Raw genomic sequence first — 19,284 nt, forward strand, 5'->3', positions numbered from 1 at the left:
GGATCACGGCGCGGGCGCGCCGTCGAAACCGTCGTGGAAGATCGAATCGAGGCCGACTTCGAGCCGCACGCGCAGCGGCAGCAGGTGTCGGTACGGATCGTTGCTGCGCAGACACAGCGTCGTCTCGTAGCGGCCGGCGGTGAGCGCGCTCGCGTCCAGCGCGAGCGCGATCTCGCCGCTGCCGCCGGCCGCGACGTCGCCGGCCGATGCGGCCGGCGTGAGCCACGGCACCTGTTCGGGCTGCACGCAGGGTCCGCGCGCGCCGGCGATCGCGAACGCGTTGATCGCGATCGGATCGGCGATCGACGCGATGCCGGTGCTGACGCCGGTCGTCGTGTCGATGCGATACAGCCAAGTAGTACCGTCGTCGAGGTTGATGCCGTTCATGTACAGGCGGTCGTCGCGCGGATCGAACGCGATGACTCCGCGGCCCAGAATGAAGGGCGCATCGGGGCCGAGCGCGCCGATCGCGTGCGCGCTGAAGGTATCGGCGTCGATGCGCAGCAGAAACCCCAGATTGGTGCCGTCGTCGTCGAGCTTGTTGGCAAGGCCGAACATGTGGCCTTGGCTGTCGATGGCGATGCCGATCACGTAGTCGACGCCGAATTCGAGCGCAGCCTGATCGAGCGTCAGCCGTCCGAGCCAGGTCGCCGCGCCGGTGTAGCGGTCCAGCGACACCAAGTAGCTGCCGGTGTCGCTGAGCCGCCCGGTGTCGCGCTGGACCAGCGCGTACAGCGTGTTCGAGGTCGCGTCCCAGGCCAGCGAGTACACCTGCACGATCTCGCCCGGCACCTCACCGATGCCGGTCGCGCCGACCGTCGCGACCGCACCGGTAGCGGTGTCGATGGTTTGCAGGAATTCGCGCGTTTGCACCGGCATGTCGTCGGCCGCGGTGTCGTAGCCGCGCGTGACGTACTCCTCGGAAAAATCGCCGTCGACGAAGGTGCCGCCGCCGTAGCCGCCGCTGATGGTCGAGAGGATGGTGGCCGGCGTCGCGGCGGCGATGTCGGCGCGCACGAAGTTGTTCTCGGTCAGATCGAACAAACCGGTGCGTACGCCGAATGCCGCCACCGGCGTCGCGCTGCCGCTGTCGGGCTGTCCCAGCGTCCAGGCGAGCTCGTGGTCGCCCGGATTGGCAAGGCTCAGCCGCACCGTGCTCTGCGCGCCGGGCGCAAGCGCGAACGCCGCCGTCGGCGCGGCGCCGAGCACCGGCTTGCCGAGGGTGAGATTCACCGCGGCGCTGGCGCGGTAGGCGGCGTTCGACGTCCAGTCGATGCCGCTGCGGGCGGCGAGCACGGTCTGCTGGTAGGAAAACACGCTGGCGTTGTGCGCATCGGCTTGCACGCCGATGGTGGCGCAGGCGCCGCGGTCGCAGATCGGCGGATCGCCGTTGATGTTGGCGGTGGCGGTGTAGGCGAGATCGCCGTATTCGAAGGCGAAGCCGCCGCTGGCTTCGTCGAACACGATTTCGAAACTGGCGCCGTCCGCGTTCATCGTGATCGGCGTGTGGATGCGCTTGTGCCATTGCAGGACGAACTTGCGGTTCGGCGCGCTGCCGAGGGTGTCGGCATACAGCGCGCCGTAGATGAAGCGGCAGAGATCGCGGCAGGGCTGACCGTCGGGCCAGGCCTCGAAGCTGTCCCACAGCGGCATCAGCGCCATGCCGATGCGCTCGGCCGGCGGCGCGCCGACGGCGTTGTTGTCGCCGGGAAAGCGGCAGTCCTCTTGCGCCACGCCGACGATGCCGTTGGGCGTGATGCAGAGGCGGTCGGTGCGGATGCCGTAAAAATCGAACGCGAACGGCATCCGGAAATCGAGGCCGCCGTAGTAGATGCCGACCACCATCTGCGCATCGAGCGCGATCGCGCTCGGGCTGGCGCTGATGTCGACGAAGGCACCGGCGCGTGCCTGCGCGGTGTAAGAGGGCTGCGCCGCCTGCGCGGTCCAGGTGGTGGTGTGCGAGCCGGCTGCCGTCGCGCGCGCGATGCGGTTGTACTGCCAGGTTTCGCCCGGCGCGATCGAATGCGGTGTGCCGGGGGCGAGCAGGTCGCCGTCGGCGCTGTCGCTGGCGGCGTGGTAGTCGAGCGCCGCCGCGGTGTGATTGGTCACGCGATAACAGAAATTCAGCTCGTCGCCGAACACCGCTTCGAGCGAGCTGGTGCCGGCGCAGGCGTTCGGTGCGAGATCGGTGCCGACGGTGACCTCGAGGTCGATGCCGCTGCCGGCACGTGCATCGGCGGCGGCGAGCACACCGCCCAACAGGACATAGGCGAGGCGGCGCGCGAAGACGGTTCGCGCGGGTTTGATCGCTTGCATGAGGAAGGACTCTCCGGGCGGCCAGCGCCGCTTGGGTGGCGAGCCGTCATCTTGATGGCAAGCGCACGGCGGCTGCGTGCGCGCCGCCTCTCGCCGGCATCTCGGCGCGATCTCAGCGCATCGCGTGCGGCTCGCGTGGCGGTTTTCCGCGGCGTCGATGCGGCGGCGTATTGCACGGCGGAGCGACGATGCGGCGCCGTATCGTGATTCGTATCAGGGCGAGATCGCGACGCGCTCGCCGGCCAGCGTGCGCGCTTTCGAATCGGCCGCCGCGGCCGGTTCCGGCTGGTCGAGCAGGGCGTGCAGCCCGGCCGCCGCGCGCGCGGCGCGATAGTCGCGATCGACGTAAGGGTCGAGCCGCGCGAGCACGGCCGCCGCCCGCGCGCGATCGCTATGCGCGACCAGGAACGCGGCATAGGTCGCCGCGGCGGTGACGATGCCGGCCGGCTCGCCGGCGCTGTCGGCCTGCGCCAGCGCGGCGGCGAAATGGCGATCGGCATCGGCTTCGCCGCGCGAGGCCTTCAACTCGCTGCGCGCCAGTTCGCTGGCGAACAGCCAACCTGGGTCCTGCGCTTGGGCGAATTCGCCCAGCCGCGCCAGCAACGGTTCGGCGGCGTCGGCGCGGCGGCTTTGCAAGGCCGCTTCAGTCAAGATCAGCGCGGCTTGCGGGATCGAGTCGCTGCAGCTGCCGAGCGGCGCGTGCTCGATGCGGCCGAGGATCTCATCGGCCAGCCGCAACGCCAGCGCGGCCTTGCCCTGGTCGAGCAGGAGACCGGCGCGCAGCACCGTGAAGCTCGGGTCCTGCGAGGCCTGATCGCCGTCGCGCTCGAAGCGATCGAGCGCCTGGCCGGCCTCGACCAGACGTCCGCTCGAACGCAGCGCATTGATGTGATTCTGCGCGACGTATTCGATCAGGTATCGATCCTGCAGTCGCGGCAGCAACGCCCATGCCTGCGCCGTGCTGGTCGCGGCGGCGTTGTTTTCGAGCAAGGACAGTTGCAGGTTCGCCTTGTTCGACAGCGCGGTGGCGAGGCCGTCGGCGATGCCGAAGCGCTCGAACACGGCGCTGGCGCGATCGAAGGTCGCAAGTGCTTCGTCGTAGCGCTCGCGCTGGCCGGAAATCAGCGCCGCGTTGATGTCGGCGTAAGCGATGCCGAGCGGATCGCCGCCGCGTTCGAGTTCGCTGCGCGCGCGGCCGATGTCGGCGATCGCCAGATCGAGCCGGCCGAGGCCGCCGCGCACCACCGCGCGTTCGGTATAGGCGCGGCCGAGCAGGCCGGGATCGCCGTCGGCGCCGAGCGTGGCCAGCGCGCGCGTGTACTGCGGTTCGGCCTGGTCGTACTGGCGCCGACGCACGGCGACGCCGCCGAGGCCGAGCTGCGCCTGCGCGCGAATCGTGGCCGCGATCGCGTCGTCGCCGTCGGCCAGCGGCTTGAAGGCCGCTTCGGCGTCTTCGAGGCGGCCGCCGCGGAACGCGATTCGGCCGCTGCGCACGCGCAGGCGCGGATCGTCGCGCTGCGCCTCCGGCGCACTCTCGCTCCAGCGCCGCGCCTCGGCGAGGTCGCCGCCGAGCATGGCGGCGTCGATGCGTTGGATACGCTCTTCGATGGCGCCGGGCGCGGCCGTACTCGTCGCCACGCTGCGGCCGAGGCTGGCGAGGAAGGCCGCCGCGGCCACATCGGCCGCCTGCAACGGCGTCGCCGCCTCGGCTTGGAAGGTTTGTGCGCGGCGATCGCGATAGGCATCGATGGCGAAATGCCAGCGGCCGTCGGACATGCCGGCGCGCAGCGTCAGCAAGTAGGTCGCGCCGGTCATCTGCGCCAGCCGCTCGCGCTCGCGCGGTTCGGCGCTGACGGCGGCGGTCGGCGCCAGCGCGACCACGCGCTCGCTCGGCAGAACGCTCAAGCGCGCTTCGCGCAGGCGCGAGGCGACGTAATCCATCGCGCCGAGGCGGACCCAGGCGTTCTCGGTCGCGTTGTCGGCGAGGGCGACCGGCAGCACCACGATCTCGGCGCTGGCGCTCGGTGCGGCCGCGCGCATCGACGGCCGCGCGAACCATCCGATCACGGCCAGTACCAACACGGCGGCGAGCGCGGCGTAGGCACCCAAACGCCAACGGCGCGGAGGTTGCGTCGTTGGCAGTGGCGTTGCGATGACGGTCTCTTCGAGCGGACTCGCCGTAGGCGGTTCGGTCGCGATCTCCGCCGTGTCGCCGGCCGCTTCGAGGCGTACCGGCGCGACCCAGCGATAGCCGAAGCGGGGTACCGTGCGCAGGCTGCCGCCGCCGTCGGCGTCGCCGACCGCGCGGCGCGCGCGCCAGATCGTCTGCGTCAGCGGCGAGTCGCCGGTGTCGATGCGGCCCCAGACCGCGGCGATCAGTTCGTCGCGACCGACCGCGCGATCGCGATGTTCGATCAGGTAGGCGAGGCATTCGAGCGCTTTCGGCGCGATCGCCACCGGTTCGGTGCCGTGCCACAACTCTCTTGCCGCGGCGTCGAGGCGATACTCGCCGAAGCGATAACGGACCGGCTTCATCCGGCAAGAATAACGCGGATGTGCCGTTCAGGCAGGAGCGGCGCGGATCGGCCGCTCCTGCGTGCTAGCGCGATCGCGGGCTCAGGCGACGTGCCACAAGCGCTTCGCTTCTTCGGCGATGAGGTCGGGAAATTCTTCCGGGAAGAACAACTTTCCTTCCGGCAGCCGGCGCACGCCTTGCGAATGCGGGAACAGCTGGTCGAGGTAGTCGGCGTCGCTGCTGCGGAAGATGGTGTCGGACATGCCCCAGATGACGCGCACCGGCATCGTCGTCTTCTTCAAGGCCGCTTCGATGCCGGCGAGCGGGTTGGGCGTCAGCGCCAGATGGTAGGCGTTGTAGCGCTCGCGCTTGAGCGGCGAGGCGATCACCGGCGAAACGTAGGTGCGGATGATCTCGTCGGAGAGCTTGTCGGGGAAGACGAAGGTGTCCTTGCCCAAGGTCGCGCGCGCCTTGGCCGGATCGGCGACCCAGCTCGCCATCACGTCGGTCAGGGTGCCGGCGCGCGCCATCGCGATCGCTTCTTCGACCTTTGCCGGCGGGCTGTCGGGTTCGACGTCGCAGTTGGTCAGGAGCAGGCTGCGCACGCGCTGCGGATGGTGCGCGACGAACACCTGAGCGACGCCGCCGCCGCTGTCGCTGGCGACGATGTCGACCTTCTTGACGCCGAGCTTGTCGAGCAGCGCCGCCAGCATCGCGGCCTGGTCGACCGCCGCCAGCGGCTGCTGCGCGGGAATCTCCGAATACCCCAGCCCCATGAAATCCGGCGCGATGCAGCGCCGATACGGCGACAGCCGCTCGAGCGCGCCGCGCCATTGAAAGCTGTTCAGCGGCGCGCCGTGCAGGAACAGCGCGGCCTCGCCGCGGCCGCGTTCGACGTAGGCGATGCGGCCGAAGCGCAGCTCGGCGAAGCGGCGCATCGCATGGAAGGCGGCGGCGTCGATCGGGCTCGTCGCCGCCGCGGCACCGGCGCGCGCCGTGCCGGCACGAACGGCGAAGGCGGCACCGGCGCCGGCGACCAGGGCGGCGCCGCTCAATTGCAGGAAATGTCTTCTTTGCATCCAAATTCTCCACGGGGTCGGAACGGCGTGGATACTGCGCCGGGCGGCCGCAGGGCTGCGCGCACAGACGGCTGATTCCGAGCAGGAACAGCCGATTCGTCGCTTGCCAACACGGCACAGGCAGGGGACATTTGCGCCATGAGCGAACGTCCCGCTTGTTATCCCGCGCCGCCGGACGCGCTGTCGGCCGGTCCGGCACCGGCGCGTCTGCCGTCGCTCGACGTGCTGACTTCGCCGGTTCCGCTCGGCCGCTTCGATTCACCGCTCGACCATCGCCACGTGCTCTGCCTGCATCTGGGCGAACCGGTGCCGGTGTCCTATCGCGCCGGCCGCCACGAGCGCAGCGGCGTGCGCCTGCACGGCCAGTTCTGCGTGGTGCCGGCGGGCTCGTCGACGCGCTGGACCTTGTCGCGCCCGGCCACCTCGCTGCTGCTGCGGCTGGCGCCGTCGTCGCTGCGCGAGAGCGCCGAGGCGATCGGCGTGCGCGCGAGCGAACTCGATCTGGCGCCGGCGATCCACATCCGCGATGCGCAGATCGAGCGCATCGGCTGGATGATGCAGGCGGAAGACCACGACGCCTATCCCGGCGGGCGCCTGTTCGCCGACAGCCTCGGCGTCGCGCTGGCGGCACGCCTGCTCGCCTTGCAATGCCGTCCGGCGATGACGCCGGAGCGGGCCTTGCCGGCCTGGCGCCTGCGCCGCGTGATCGAATACGTCGAAGCGCATCTCGCCGCCGACCTGAGCCTGACCGAACTGGCGCAGGTCGCCGGCTTCAGTCCTTCGCACTTCAAGACGCTGTTCAAGCAAGCCACCGGCACGCCGGTGCATCGCTTCGTGCTGCAGCGGCGCGTCGAGCGCGCGCGCACGCGCCTGCTCGAAGGCGATGCCAGCGTGACCGAGGTGGCGCTGGAAACCGGCTTCGCGCACGCCAGCCATCTGGCGCGCTGCATGCGCGGGATGCTCGGCGCCAGTCCGGCGCAGGTCGCCGCGGCGGCGCCGACGCGGGCACGCCGGCGGCGCTGACGGCGCGTTACTTCGAGCCGGCGCTCAGCGCGCGGCGATGTCCTGGCTGCAGACGAAGCGGATCGCGTCGAGCCGCGGCGCCGCGGTGGCGAGCGCCGCACGCAGCGCGTCGAGTTCTTCGGCAAGCGCGTCGATTTCCTGCGGCCGCACCGACGGATTGACCTGCGCCAGTGCGCTCAAGCGCGCTTGCGCGGCGCCGAGTTCGCGCTCGGCCGCGGCCAGCGCGGCGCCGAGTTCGGTCGCGGCCAGGCCGCGTGCCTGCGTTTCGCAAGCGCCCAGCATCGGCGGCACCAATTTGGCCAAGAGCGGCCGATAGCGCGCGGCATCCAGCGGCTGTTCCTTCGCGCGCGCGAGGCTGGCCGGATCGGGCGCGTAGTCGTTGCGCGCGGTCAGGCGCGTGTCGACCACGGTGCGCAGCGGCAGCGGCGGCAGGAAGCGGCCGATGTCGAGGCGGCGGTCGGCGACGCAGTCGAGCACGAACACGCATTCGAGCAGGGCGGTGCGCGGCGGCAGCGCCGCGTCGATCAGGAGGCCGGCATTGCCTTGCTCGCTTTCGAGCAGGAGATCGAGCGCGCCGAGCACGAGCGGATGATCCAGCCGCAACAGCGGCAGTTCTTCGCGCGCGAGCGCGGTGGCACGCTCGAAGGTGACCTGCTGCGGGCCGTCCTTGAGTCCGGGCAGGCCGTCGGTGCTGAGGTATTCCGGATCGAGCACGCAGCTGCGCGGCGCGGTTTCTTCGTTGTCGACGCCGAACTGCTCGAACAGCGCGAGCATGAATTCGTCGCAACCGAGATCGGTGTCCTGCGCGCGCAGCGCCTGCGCCAGATGCTGCTCGCGCGCCTGGCGTTCGCCGGCGAGTTCGAGCAGGCGGTCGCGGCCGGCGTTGACCAGCTCGGACAATTCGCGGTGCGCGGCGGCCGTTTCGGCGATCAGCGAATCGAGTTCGGCATCCGCCTGCTCGCCGCCGAGCGCGTGGCGCTCGGCTTCGGCGGCGAGGCGCGCACCGTAGCGGCGCAGGATTTCGCGGCCGTCGGACGGGCTCGAACGCAGCGCGTCGAGGCCTTCGTGATACCAGCGCAACAGCGCGTGCTGCGCGCTGCCGGAGAAGGCGGCGGCGTGAATGCGGATGTCGTGGCGCTGACCGATGCGGTCGAGACGGCCGATGCGCTGTTCGAGCAGGTCCGGATCGAGCGGCAGATCCCACAAGATCAAATGGTGCGCAAATTGGAAATTGCGGCCTTCCGAGCCGATTTCCGAGCAGAGCAGCACGCGCGCGCCGTCGGCTTCGGCGAACCAGGCCGCGTTGCGGTCGCGCTGCAGGATGGTCATGCCTTCGTGGAAGCGCGCGACCTTGACCCCGCTGCGCGTGCGCAGCGCGTCTTCCAGCGCGAGCACCTTGGCCTGGCTGCGGCAGATCAGCAGCAGCTTGTCGCCGGCGAGGCGCTCGATCAGATCGAGCAGCCACGGCAGGCGCGGATCGGCGGCGTAGCCGAGTTCGCCGGCCGGCGCCTGCGTTTGCGCGTCGGCGTGGAATTCGGCCAGCAGCGCGTGGCGCTGCGCATCGTCGAGTTCGTCGCCGTCGAGCAAGTCGATCTCGGCCAGGCGCTGCGGAAAGCCGCCGATCTGCGCGCGGCGGTTGCGGAACATCACTCGTCCGGTGCCGTGGCGATCGATCAGCGCATCGAGCAGGGCCGGTGCGTTGGCGGCGCGGTCTTCGTCGTAGCGAGCGAGCAGGGCGATCAGCTCGGCGTCGCTGCCGAAGCGCGCTTCCAGTTCGCTGCGTTCGTTCGGCGACAGCGCCTGCGCATCGAGCAACTGCGCCGCTACCGCCGACAGCCGCACGTAGCCGTCGGCTTCGGCGGCGAACGCGTCGAGATCGACATAACGCGCCGGATCGAGCAGGCGCAGGCGCGCGAAGTGGCCGCTGCGGCCGAGTTGTTGCGGCGTCGCGGTCAGAAGGATCAGGCCGGGCGAGGCGGCCGCCAAGCGTTCGACCAGCGCGTACGACGCGCTCGATGCCAGTGGCGACCATTCCAGATGATGCGCCTCGTCGACGACGACGAGGTCCCATTCCGCATCGCCCAGCTGCGCCGCGCGCTTGGGCGCGCCGGCGAGCCAGCCGATGTCGGCGATCACGCATTGTTCGTCTTCGAACGGATTGCGCGTGGCATCGGCGACTTCGATCGCTTCGCAGCGCTCTTCGTCGAACAAGGCGAAGGGCAGGTTGAAGCGGCGCAGCAGCTCGACCAGCCATTGGCTGGTCAGGCTGCCCGGCGCCAGCACCAGCACGCGCGCGACGCGGCCGGTGGCGAGCAGGCGCGCCAGGATCATGCCCGCTTCGATGGTCTTGCCGAGGCCGACTTCGTCGGCGAGCAGGGCGCGCGGCGGTTGCCGCTGCGCGACGATCTCGGCCACGCGCAGCTGATGCGGGATCAGATCGATGCGCGCGCTGGCCAGGCCGAATGCGGGCGAGCGCTTCGCTTCCGCGCGTCGGGTCAGTGCCTGGCGGCGGAAATCGAAGCGATCCGGCGCGTCCAGGCGCGCCGACAGCAGGCGCTCGTCGGCGCGCGAAATCGGTTGCGCATCGTCGAGTTCGGACTCCGACAGCACACCGCCGCCGGCGTGGTAGCTGAGCAGGCCGCCGCTTTCGCTGACGCGCTCGATCACGAAGTTGCGTTTCTGTCCGCTGATCTTCTGGCCGACGCGGAATTCGGCGCGCGCCAAGGGCGCCGCGTGCATCGCGTAGTGGCGCAGCACGCCGGCGGTGGCGAACAACACTTGCACGTTGCGGCCGTCGAGGCGCACGACGGTGCCGAGGCCGAGCTCGGGTTCGGCGTTGGAGATCCAGCGTTGTCCGGGTACGAAAGCCATCGATCACGAAAGCAGGGAGCGGGGGCGGATTATCCGGCCCGGCAGCGCGCATGCATAGCCGCTTGATAGGCGATGTCGATCACAGCGATCGAATCAAGTCATTGGCCCGCTTGGAAAACCGGTGCTAGCGTCCTGGTGTCGCCGCGGTCGCGGCGATGTTCAGCGCCTCTTCACTCATACCGGTTGGAGGTCGTATGAAATCCCTGCAGTACCCCAGCACCCTGCTCGCGATCGCCTTGAGCCTGAGCTTCGCAGGCATCGCGCAGGCCGCCGAGAAGAAACCGTCCAGCTATTCGCCGGTCGTCGAAGAAGATCTCGCCACGGTGATGCAACGCATGAAGGCGGCCAAACCCGGCATCGAACGTCGCCAGGCCGACCTGCTCAAGCAACGCTACGATTTGTCGAACAAGCCCGCCAGCGGCGTGACCATGTCGCGCGGCAAGCCGGTGCAGGAGGGCGTGCGCGTCAAGCTCAAGTCGGGCCAGAGCTGGGATCAGCTGGCCGGCCTCAGTCCGCAGGAGATCCGTGATCGCGGACTGTTCCCCGACGGCTTCCTGCCGCTGCCCCATCCCAACCACGCCGAAGGCGGCATGCTGTTTCCGCAGTTCCACATCGACGAGATCAAGCGCCAGGAGCAGCGCGATCTGACTCGCTTCGATCTCGACTTCGACTTGCCCGATCACTTCCTGCCCGAGTTTCCGGCGCCGATGTATCTGACCACGCGCCCCGATCTGGGCGACGTCTCGCAAGGCAAGCTGGTCACGATCGAGAATTACTACACGCTGTTCAACGGCATCTTGAATCCGAAGCAGATCGAAGGCCTGCGCCTTCTGGTCACGCCGTTTCCGCAGCAGCAGTTCAACCAGACCGAGGATCGGCGTTCGGAGCGTCCGAGCCGCGGCGTGGTCTGTTTCGACTGCCATGCGAACGGTCACACCAACGCCTCCACGCACCTGGTCGGCGACATCCGGCCGCAGGAGTTCCGCCATCGCATCGACACGCCGTCCTTGCGCGGCGTGAACATCCAGCGCCTGTTCGGCTCGCAGCGCGCGCTGAAGACGGTCGAGGACTTCACCGAATTCGAACAGCGCGCGGCGTACTTCGACGGCGATCCGGTGCTGGCGACCAAGAAAGGCGTCAACGTGCTCGAACGCGGCAGCCAGGTGCATTTCATGGCCGAATTCGAGGCCCTGCTCGATTTTCCGCCGGCACCCAAGCTCGGCATCGACGGCAAGCTCGATCCGCGCTTGGCGAGCGAGGCCGAATTGCGCGGTCAGGCGGTGTTCTTCGGCAAGGGCACCTGCGCCAGCTGCCACGCGCCGCCGTACTACACCGACAACACCATGCACAACCTGCGCACCGAGCGTTTCTTCAAGCCGCAGATGATCAACGGCCGCATGGCCAACATGGACGGACCGATCAAGACCTTCCCGCTGCGCGGCATCAAGGACTCGCCGCCGTACCTGCACGACGATCGCCTGCTGACGCTGGACGACACGGTCGAGTTCTTCAATCTCGTGCTGGAGACGAAGCTGTCGGGCGACGAGAAAAAAGACCTGGTCGCGTTCCTGCGCACCTTGTAGGACTTGCGCGCACGCGGGCCCTGAACGGCCCGCGTGCGATCAAAGCGCGTCGTGAAAGATCAGGCCGGCGGTCAGGCGCCGGCCGCTGCGCACGCGGCTGACGCCGTGGCGCAGGTTGACGCGATAGACGCCGTGCGCGCCGCGCACCGGACGGTGCTGCACCGCGAACGCGACCGCATCACCTTTACGCAGCGGCACGACGTCGGCGCGCGACTGCATGCGCGGACGCTGCTCGGTCAGCACGAATTCGCCGCCGCTGAAATCGCTGCCGGGTTCTGACAACAGAATCGCGACTTGCAGCGGGAACACGTGTTCGCCGTACAGATCCTGGTGCAGGCAGTTGTAGTCGCCCTCGCGGTAGCGCAGCAGCAAGGGCGTCGGCCGCTCCTGGCCGGCAGCGTGGCAGCGGCGGATGAAATCCTCGTGCTGCGCCGGATAGACGACCTCGATGCCCATCGCCTCGTTCCAGCGATTGGCCAGCGGCGCGAGGCGCGCGTACAACTCGCCGCGCAGCTGTTGCAGGAGATCGGGCAAGGGATAGCGGAAGTACTGGTACTCGCCGCGCCCGAAGCCGTGCCGCGCCATCACGACGCGGCTGCGGAACAGATCGCGCTCGTAGCAGGCGGCGAGCGCGTCGCATTCCTGCGTATCGAGCAGTGCCGGCAGCAGTGCGTTGCCGTGCGCGTCGAGTTCGGTTTCGATCGCGCTCCAATCGCGCGCGGCCAGGCGCGAACCTTGCGCGGCGGAGGGCATGGCTGGGTTCGCGCTCACGTCGCCGCCGCCTCGCGTTCGAGCAGGGCGCGTTTGCGTTCGACGCCCCAGCGATAGCCGGATAGACGGCCGTCGCGCTTGACCACGCGATGGCAGGGCACCGCCAGCGCGAGCGGATTGGCGGCACAGGCGGCCGCTACCGCACGGAACGCGCGCGGCGCGCCGATGCGGCGGGCGACCTCGACGTAACTCGCCGTGGTGCCGGACGGAATCTCGCGCAGCGCCTGCCAGACGCGGCGCTGGAACGGGGTGCCGTGCGGATCGAGCGGCAGCTCGAGCGCGCCGTGCGGCCGCTCGACATAAGCCGCGATGCGTGCGATCGGCGCCGCCAGCGCGGCATCGTCGCGCCGCAGGCGTGCGTCTGGAAAGCGCTCGCCGAGCTCGCGCTGCACGCTTTGCGCATCGTCGCCGAACAGGATCGCGCAGAGGCCGGCGGCGCCGCCGGCGACCAGCACCAGGCCGAGCGACGTCGTGCCGAGGCCGAATGCGATTTCCTGCTGCGCCGGGCCGCGGCGTTCATCGTCGCGCAGGTTCGCGCTGTCGATGCGGTCGCGACGGATCGGGGTGTTCGCGGACTTGAGAGGGTTCGCAATCGTGATGTTCATGTCGACCTCCATCGATGAGGATTCATCGAGGCTCACGATAGCGAGGCGGTCGCGCTCGAACACTCCGATTCTTGCGCTGTGCATTCGCGCGCACGGTGAGTTATTGATCACTTCGCTGGTCCGGCCGCTCCCACGGCGGATCGGCGAACGCCGCGACCAAGGCATCGATCGCCGCGCGCACCGCGCGGCTGACGTAACGCGTTTGCGGATAGACGGCGTAGATCGCATCGGCGGTCGGCGGCGAGGCGGGCAGGAGTTCGAGTAGGCGTCCTTCGCGCAGCGCCGCGGCGGCGATGAACAGCGGCAGCGCGGCGATGCCGAGTCCCGCGATGGCGGCATCGCGCATGCTCTCGCCGTTGTTGAGATGGAGGCGTCCGCGCACGACGACCTGGCGCGGTGGCTCGCCTTCGACGCTCGGCGCGAACTGCCAGTACGGCGCGACCGAGGCGTTGCCGTAGCAGATGCAGTCGTGGCGCTGCAGGTCTTCGATGGCTTCCGGTACGCCGTTTCGTTGTGCGTAGTCGGGGCTGCACACCAGCACGCGCCGGCTCGGCGCGAGGCGGCGCGCCATCAGCGAGGAATCGTACAGACGGCCGATGCGCACGCCGAGGTCGTAGCCGCCGGCGAGCAGGTCGACGTAACGGTCGTCGAGCTCGAGCATCAGCTCCAGCGCCGGATGCTCGCGCAGGAAGTCGTACAGAACGGGACCGAGATAGGCGGTGCCGAAGGTCATCGGTGCGGCGACGCGCAGGCTGCCGACGATCTGCTCGGAATCCTCGCCCGAGACCTCGTCGACCGCTTGCTGCATGCGCGCGAGCACCTCGCACATGTGCACGTAGAAGCGCTGACCGGCGTCGGTGGTGGTGATGCCGCGCGGCGAACGATGCAGGAGCTTGCTGTGCAGCTCGCTTTCGAGGCGCGCCACGCGCGCGCTCAGCTGCGACTTGGACACGTTCAGGCGCGTCGCCGCGGCGTTGACGCCGCCGCTCTCGACCACTTGGATGAAGGCGCGGATGTCGCCGAAGTCGTAGTCCATGCCATATTGAAGCATGAAAGCGCGCGGCTCCCGGCCGGCGTTCGGCAATCGCGAACACCTCGTTCGGGATTGCCCGGCTAGGCGCCCGCGCGGACGGCGCCTAGATTGTCGGCCATCCGATCACGGGAGCCTCTCATGCAATTCACTCGACTTTCGCAAGACCGCGGCCTGGCCGACTTCGGCTGGCTCAAGAGCCGTCATACCTTCTCCTTCGGCGACTACTACGACGCCGAGCACATGGGCTTCGGCCCCTTGCGCGTGATCAACGAAGATCGCGTCGCGCCGGGCAAGGGCTTCGGCGCGCATCCGCATCGCGACATGGAAATCTTGTCGTGGGTGCTCGACGGCGCGCTCGAGCACAAAGACAGCATGGGCACCGGCGCGCGCATCCAGCCCGGCGAGCTGCAGCGCATGAGCGCGGGCACCGGGGTGGTGCATTCGGAGTTCAATGCCTCCAGCACCGATCCGGTGCATTTCCTGCAGATCTGGATCCTGCCCGAGCGCAACGGTCTCGCGCCCGGCTACGAGCAGCATCGCTTCGCGCCGGAAGAACTCGCCGACCGCTGGCGTTTGATCGCCTCGCGCACGCCGCGCGACGGCGCCTTGAAAATCCACCAGGACGTCGACCTCTACGCGACGCGGCTCGGCGTCGGGCACGAGCTCAATCACGCTCCGGCGGCGGGTCGCAAGCTGTGGCTGCAGGTCGCGCGCGGCGCGGTCGAGGTCGAAGGTCGCACGCTGCAGGCCGGCGACGCCGCGGCCTGGAGCGGTATCGACACGCTCAGCGTGCGCGCGATCGAGAATGCTGAACTCTTGCTGTTCGACATGACGCCCTGAGCGCCGGCACGAAATCGAAGACTGTCACCGAATCGTCAGCCGGCATGCGTCAGGCTGCACCGGCTGGCTCGCGACGACCCTTTTCTCCACCCCACATCGAGGACACGACCATGAGCACGATCACCACCAAAGACGGCACCGAAATTTTCTACAAGGACTGGGGCAAGGGTCAGCCCGTGGTCTTCTCGCACGGCTGGCCGCTGTCGGGCGACGCCTGGGACGTGCAGATGCTGTTCTTGTCCAGCCACGGCTATCGCACCATCGCGCACGATCGCCGCGGCCACGGCCGCTCGGCGCAGCCGTGGGACGGCAACGACATGGACACCTACGCCGACGATCTGGCCGAGCTGATCGAGAAACTCGACCTTAAAGATGTCGTGTTGATCGGCCACTCGACCGGCGGCGGCGAAGTCGCGCACTACATCGGCCGCCACGGCACTTCGCGCGTGGCCAAGGCGGTGCTGATCGGCGCAGTGCCGCCGCAGATGCTGAAGACCGCGAGCAATCCGGGCGGTCTGCCGCTCGAGGTGTTCGACGGCATCCGCGCCGGCGTGCTCGCCGACCGCTCGCAGTTCTATCTCGATCTCGCCGGTGGTGCGTTCTACGGCTTCAACCGCGACGGCGCCAAGAAATCGCAGGGCTTGATCGATTCGTTCTGGCTGCAAGGCATGGCCGGCGGTCTCAAGGGCCAGTACGACTGCATCAAGCAGTTCTCCGAGGTCGACTACACCGACGATCTGAAGAAGTTCGACGTACCGACCTTGATCGTGCACGGTGACGACGATCAGGTCGTGCCGATCGACAACGCGGGCCGGCTGTCGGCGAAGATCGTCAAGGACGCGACGCTGAAGGTCTACGCCGGCGCGCCGCACGGCTTGGCCAGCACGCATGCGGATCAGCTCAATGCGGATTTGTTGGCCTTCATCAAAGGCTGAGGGTTGGTGAGTCGAAGTCTCACACGCTGACTGCTTTCACCTCTCCCGCTTGCGGGAGAGGTCGCGCGGGAGGCGCGGGTGAGGGTCGAGGCCGTCACAAGCGGCCGAGGCTGTCGAACGTGGTCCTCCGACCGCGTGAGGGGAGCCGATGGGAGCGCGCGCCAGGGACGGCTGCTTGGTTCGACTCACCTAGCTCCGATCGCCTTCACCCCAACCCTCTCCCGCCAGTGGGAGAGGGGAATAGCACGCTCAGCCGTCGAAGCCATCCGCGAACACGCTGTCGTTGCTCGGCGCATAGGCGACGAACACGCCGGTGCCCCATTCGACCTGGTTGTCGCCGTTGGGGTGAACGCCGGCGATGAAGGCGACGTCGCCGAGCTGATTGATCGCCGGCTTGCCACTGAACACCGGCGAGTCGTCGTGCTGGCCGATCTGCGCGCTGCCGAGGTCGGTGGCGACGACGTCGCCGGCGCCGATCACGCGCACCAGATTGTTGCCGTCGCCGACGTAGATCGCTTGGCCGTTGGCGTCCTTGGCGCGGAATGCGACCAAGCCGGCGTCGTTGATCGCCGGTGCGAAGCTTTCGATGTCGCGGATCGTGCCGGCCGGATCGACGCGCGCGATTTCGGTCGCCACCACGCCGCTCTCGCTCTGGGCGAAACGATAGATCGCGCGCACGTTGCCGTCGGCGAGCTTGACCGCGACGGCGACCGCGTCCACCTCGTTGAGAGCGAGTCCGTTGTCGAAGCCGGCGAACGGCGAGGCCGGGTCGGTCGCCTTGTCGGCGACGACGAGGCGGCTGCTGCCCGCTTCGAACAGGCGAATCTCGTTGTGGTCGTAGTCGCTGGTGCTGACCTTGCTCGCGATGCGATGCGCGTTGTTGGTCGCCGGCGAGTACACGTAGGCGTACGGACTGCCTTCTTCGACGTCGACGTCGACGGCGTAGATCGTCGGCGTACCGACACCGGCGGCGGCGAGGCCGTAGCCGAGACCCAGGCGCGCCTTGAAGCCGATCAGACCGTCGTCGGCGAGGTCGGGACTCGAGATCGAGGAAGGCGTCAGCGGCAGCAGGCTGACCGGATTCGACTGCTGAGTCGCCGGGTCGTACTTGCGCAGGGTGTAGGTGCCGCCGTCGATGCTGGTGTAGTAGGCGATCATGCCGCTGGCGTTGAGGCCGGGCGTGTCGGCGACGATCATGAACGAGGGATCGTCCGGATCGCCGGCCGGCACTTCGTGCACGGCGACGACCGCGCCCTTGCCGTGCGCGCCGAGCCAGACGCCGCCGCCGCTGCGCGTGAGATCGCCGTCGATCGGGATCACGCCGGCGGTGAAGGCGACCTGCTGCGCGTCGTTGATCGCCGGCGAGATGCTGTTGAACGACGTGCCCGGCGGCAGGTTGAAGCCTTCGTCGTTGACGATCAGATTGCTGCGCGCCTGCAGCTCGAATTGCGTGTAGGTGGGGACTTCGGCAGCGGCGCTGGCTGCGCCGAGCAGGGCCGAAAGGGAAAGGACGAGGTGTTTCTTCATGAGCGAGCGAGCTCCGCGGACTGCAGGGGAGTCTGCGAACCTAGCGCGACGCTCGCGCAAAGAAAACCCCTGTGCGTACGAGCGCGAGACGGCGCGGTGGCGCCGCCTCGCGCGCATCGATCACCAGATCTTCACCTGCTTGTCGCCGTCGCGCACCATCGCATCGCCTGCCTTGCACTGGAACGCCTGCGCGAACGCCGGCATGTTCGACGGCGCGCCGATCGCGCGGAATTTCGCCGGCGCATGCGGATCGGTGTTGAGCATCACCAGCTGCGCTTTATCGCGGATGTTGCCGCGCCACACGCGCGCCCAGTTGAGGAAGAAGCGCTGCTCGCGCGTGAAGCCGTCGATCTTCGGATCGGCCTTGCCGGCGCTGGCCTTCTGCAAGGCGTCGTAGGCGAACGCGATGCCGCCGAGGTCACCGATGTTCTCGCCCAAGGTCAGCTTGCCGTTGACGTGCTGGTCGGGATGATCGGCCAGCGGCACGTAGGCGTCGAACTGTGCCACCAGCTTGGCCGTGCGTTCCTCGAAGCGGTCGCGGTCTTCCTTGGTCCACCAGTTCTCGTTGTTGCCGGCGCCGTCGAACTGGCTGCCCTTGTCGTCGAAGCCGTGGCCGGACTCGTGCCCGATCACCGCGCCGATGCCGCCGTAATTGATCGCGTCGTCGCCGTCGGCGTAGAAGAACGGCGGCTGCAGGATCGCGGCGGGGAAGTTGATCGTGTTGGTGCCCGAGCTGTAGTAGGCGTTGACGGTCTGCGGCGTCATGCCCCATTCGTAGCGATCGGTCGGCTTGCCGATCTTGTCGAGCTGGTAGCGGTAGTTGAACGCATCTGCGGCGCGCAGGTTGGCGAAGTAGTCGCCCGGCACGATCTTGAGGCCGCCCCATTCGCGCCATTTGTCCGGATAGCCGATCTTGGGCAGGAAGGTCGACCACTTCTCCAGCGCCTTCTTGCGCGTGGTTTCGCTCATCCAATCGAGCTTTTCCAGCCGCGCCTTCATCGCGCCGTTGACGTTGTTGACCAGCTCCAGCGCACGCGCCTTCGCCGCCGGCGGGAAGTTTTCCTTCACGTACATCTGGCCGAGCGCCATGCCCATCGCGTCGTTGACCGCTTCGAGCACGCGCTTCCAGCGCACGCGCTGCTCGGGCTGGCCGTTGAGCGTCTTGTCGTGGAAATCGAAGTCGGCGTCCTGGAACGGCTTGGACAAAGACGGCGCGACGTCGTCGAGCAGATGCGCGGCAAAATAGTCGCGCCATTGCGCAGCGGGTACGTCGGCCAGCATCGCGTCGAACTCGGCGAAGAACTTCGGCTGCGACAGCGAGAAGCCGTCGCCCGGCGCGACGCCGATGCGCTTGAAGAACGCATTCCAATCCAGATGCGGCGTCGCCTTGTTCGCCGCAGCGAAGTCGACGAAGGCGTATTGGTTCTTCGGATCGCGCAGCTCGACGCGCGAGAGCGAAGCCTTGGCCAGACGCGTTTCGAACGCGAGCACGCCCTCGGCTTTCTTCTTCGCATCCTCCGACTTGCTGCCGGTCAGCTCGAACAGCTTGGCCAGATGCGCGACGTAAGCCTCGCGAATCGGCTTGTGCTCGTCTTTGCTGTAGTAGTCCGGCGTCGGCAGACCGAGGCCGCCTTGATTGGCGAACGCGATCTGGCGGCTGGCGTTCTTGAAGTCCGCACCGGGGCCGAAGCGGAAGCCGACGCCGCGGCCTTCGGCGAATGCGGTACCGAGCCAGGCGACGATGTCGGCGGTGTTCTTCAGCTTGGCGATCGCGGCGAGATCGGGCTTGATCGGATCGAAGCCGGCCTTGTCGATCGCCGCTTCGTTCATGCCCGAGCGATACAGCCAGCCGATCTTCTGCTCAATCGAGCCGGCCTGCGCTTGCTCGGCTTGTTTGTCGGCCGCTTCGGTCAGCTTGTGCTGCGCGGCGAGACTTTGCTCGCGCAGCGCATCGAACGCGCCCCAGCGGGTCTTGTCGGCCGGGATCGGATTGGCGGCGACCCATTTGCCGTTCGCGTAGCTATTGAAATCGGCGCAGGCGGACACGTTCGGGTCGAGTTCGGTGACGTCGAACACCGGCGCGGCCTGCGCTTGCGCGGTGAGCGCGAACGCGATGGCAGCGGTGAGCAGGCGGGGGATGGAACGCAGCATCGGGAACCTCTCTAAGTCGCACAAAGGAGGCGCCG

At 68.5% G+C, this 19,284-nt stretch carries 13 protein-coding genes; 4 read left to right on the forward strand and 9 right to left on the reverse strand.

Going from position 1 to position 19,284, the window contains the following annotated elements; genetic code table 11:
• Nucleotides 1-3 precede the first annotated feature (3 nt).
• The 3 genes from AC3QL3_RS06600 to AC3QL3_RS06610 all read right to left on the reverse strand — a co-directional run bounded on the left by AC3QL3_RS06600 (nucleotide 4) and on the right by AC3QL3_RS06610 (nucleotide 5,910).
• Nucleotides 4-2,316 carry a hypothetical protein gene (locus tag AC3QL3_RS06600; RefSeq protein ID WP_492897581.1) on the reverse strand — a complete coding sequence of 771 codons (2,313 nt, stop codon included), beginning with the start codon at nucleotides 2,314-2,316 and terminating at the stop codon, nucleotides 4-6.
• A 213-nt stretch (nucleotides 2,317-2,529) separates the two neighbouring features.
• Nucleotides 2,530-4,851: a winged helix-turn-helix domain-containing protein gene (locus tag AC3QL3_RS06605; protein ID WP_492897582.1), complete on the reverse strand. Its 2,322-nt coding sequence runs from the start codon at nucleotides 4,849-4,851 to the stop codon at nucleotides 2,530-2,532.
• An 81-nt stretch (nucleotides 4,852-4,932) separates the two neighbouring features.
• Nucleotides 4,933-5,910: an alpha/beta fold hydrolase gene (locus AC3QL3_RS06610; protein WP_492897583.1), complete on the reverse strand. Its 978-nt coding sequence runs from the start codon at nucleotides 5,908-5,910 to the stop codon at nucleotides 4,933-4,935.
• A gap of 138 nt (nucleotides 5,911-6,048) precedes the next feature.
• On the opposite strand from AC3QL3_RS06610, the gene AC3QL3_RS06615 reads away from it, so the two are divergent.
• Entirely contained in the window at nucleotides 6,049-6,933 is an 885-nt protein-coding gene (locus AC3QL3_RS06615; RefSeq protein WP_492897584.1) for a helix-turn-helix domain-containing protein, read from the forward strand.
• A 24-nt stretch (nucleotides 6,934-6,957) separates the two neighbouring features.
• Here AC3QL3_RS06615 and rapA read toward each other — a convergent pair whose 3' ends face one another.
• Entirely contained in the window at nucleotides 6,958-9,804 is a 2,847-nt protein-coding gene (gene rapA, locus AC3QL3_RS06620; protein WP_492897585.1) for an RNA polymerase-associated protein RapA, read from the reverse strand.
• A gap of 194 nt (nucleotides 9,805-9,998) precedes the next feature.
• Here rapA and AC3QL3_RS06625 point away from each other — a divergent pair, with 194 nt between their 5' ends.
• Nucleotides 9,999-11,387, forward strand: coding sequence for a hypothetical protein (locus AC3QL3_RS06625; RefSeq protein ID WP_492897586.1), 1,389 nt, complete (start codon nucleotides 9,999-10,001; stop codon nucleotides 11,385-11,387).
• A gap of 39 nt (nucleotides 11,388-11,426) precedes the next feature.
• Here AC3QL3_RS06625 and AC3QL3_RS06630 read toward each other — a convergent pair whose 3' ends face one another.
• From AC3QL3_RS06630 to AC3QL3_RS06640, 3 genes are all read right to left on the reverse strand, one after another.
• Nucleotides 11,427-12,140 (reverse strand): 2OG-Fe(II) oxygenase, encoded by a 714-nt coding sequence (locus AC3QL3_RS06630; protein ID WP_492897587.1) that lies wholly within the window; start codon nucleotides 12,138-12,140, stop codon nucleotides 11,427-11,429.
• A 14-nt stretch (nucleotides 12,141-12,154) separates the two neighbouring features.
• Nucleotides 12,155-12,763, reverse strand: coding sequence for a methylated-DNA--[protein]-cysteine S-methyltransferase (locus AC3QL3_RS06635; RefSeq protein ID WP_492897588.1), 609 nt, complete (start codon nucleotides 12,761-12,763; stop codon nucleotides 12,155-12,157).
• Nucleotides 12,764-12,863: 100 nt separating this feature from the next.
• Entirely contained in the window at nucleotides 12,864-13,814 is a 951-nt protein-coding gene (locus AC3QL3_RS06640) for a LysR family transcriptional regulator (RefSeq protein WP_492897589.1), read from the reverse strand.
• A 120-nt stretch (nucleotides 13,815-13,934) separates the two neighbouring features.
• Between AC3QL3_RS06640 and AC3QL3_RS06645 the strand changes: the two genes are divergently transcribed.
• Both AC3QL3_RS06645 and AC3QL3_RS06650 read left to right on the forward strand, forming a co-directional pair.
• Nucleotides 13,935-14,636, forward strand: coding sequence for a pirin family protein (locus tag AC3QL3_RS06645; RefSeq protein WP_492897590.1), 702 nt, complete (start codon nucleotides 13,935-13,937; stop codon nucleotides 14,634-14,636).
• Nucleotides 14,637-14,746: 110 nt separating this feature from the next.
• Complete coding sequence (locus tag AC3QL3_RS06650; RefSeq protein WP_492897591.1) at nucleotides 14,747-15,571, forward strand: alpha/beta fold hydrolase; 825 nt, start codon at nucleotides 14,747-14,749, stop codon at nucleotides 15,569-15,571.
• A 249-nt stretch (nucleotides 15,572-15,820) separates the two neighbouring features.
• On the opposite strand, the gene AC3QL3_RS06655 is transcribed toward AC3QL3_RS06650, so the two are convergent.
• Complete coding sequence (locus tag AC3QL3_RS06655) at nucleotides 15,821-17,098, reverse strand: DUF7453 family protein (protein ID WP_492897592.1); 1,278 nt, start codon at nucleotides 17,096-17,098, stop codon at nucleotides 15,821-15,823.
• Between the two features lie 120 nt (nucleotides 17,099-17,218).
• Entirely contained in the window at nucleotides 17,219-19,249 is a 2,031-nt protein-coding gene (locus AC3QL3_RS06660; RefSeq protein ID WP_492897593.1) for a M13 family metallopeptidase, read from the reverse strand.
• Between the last annotated feature and the right edge of the window lie 35 nt (nucleotides 19,250-19,284).

It is taken from the genome of Dokdonella sp. GW821-FHT11D02 (assembly GCF_058808595.1).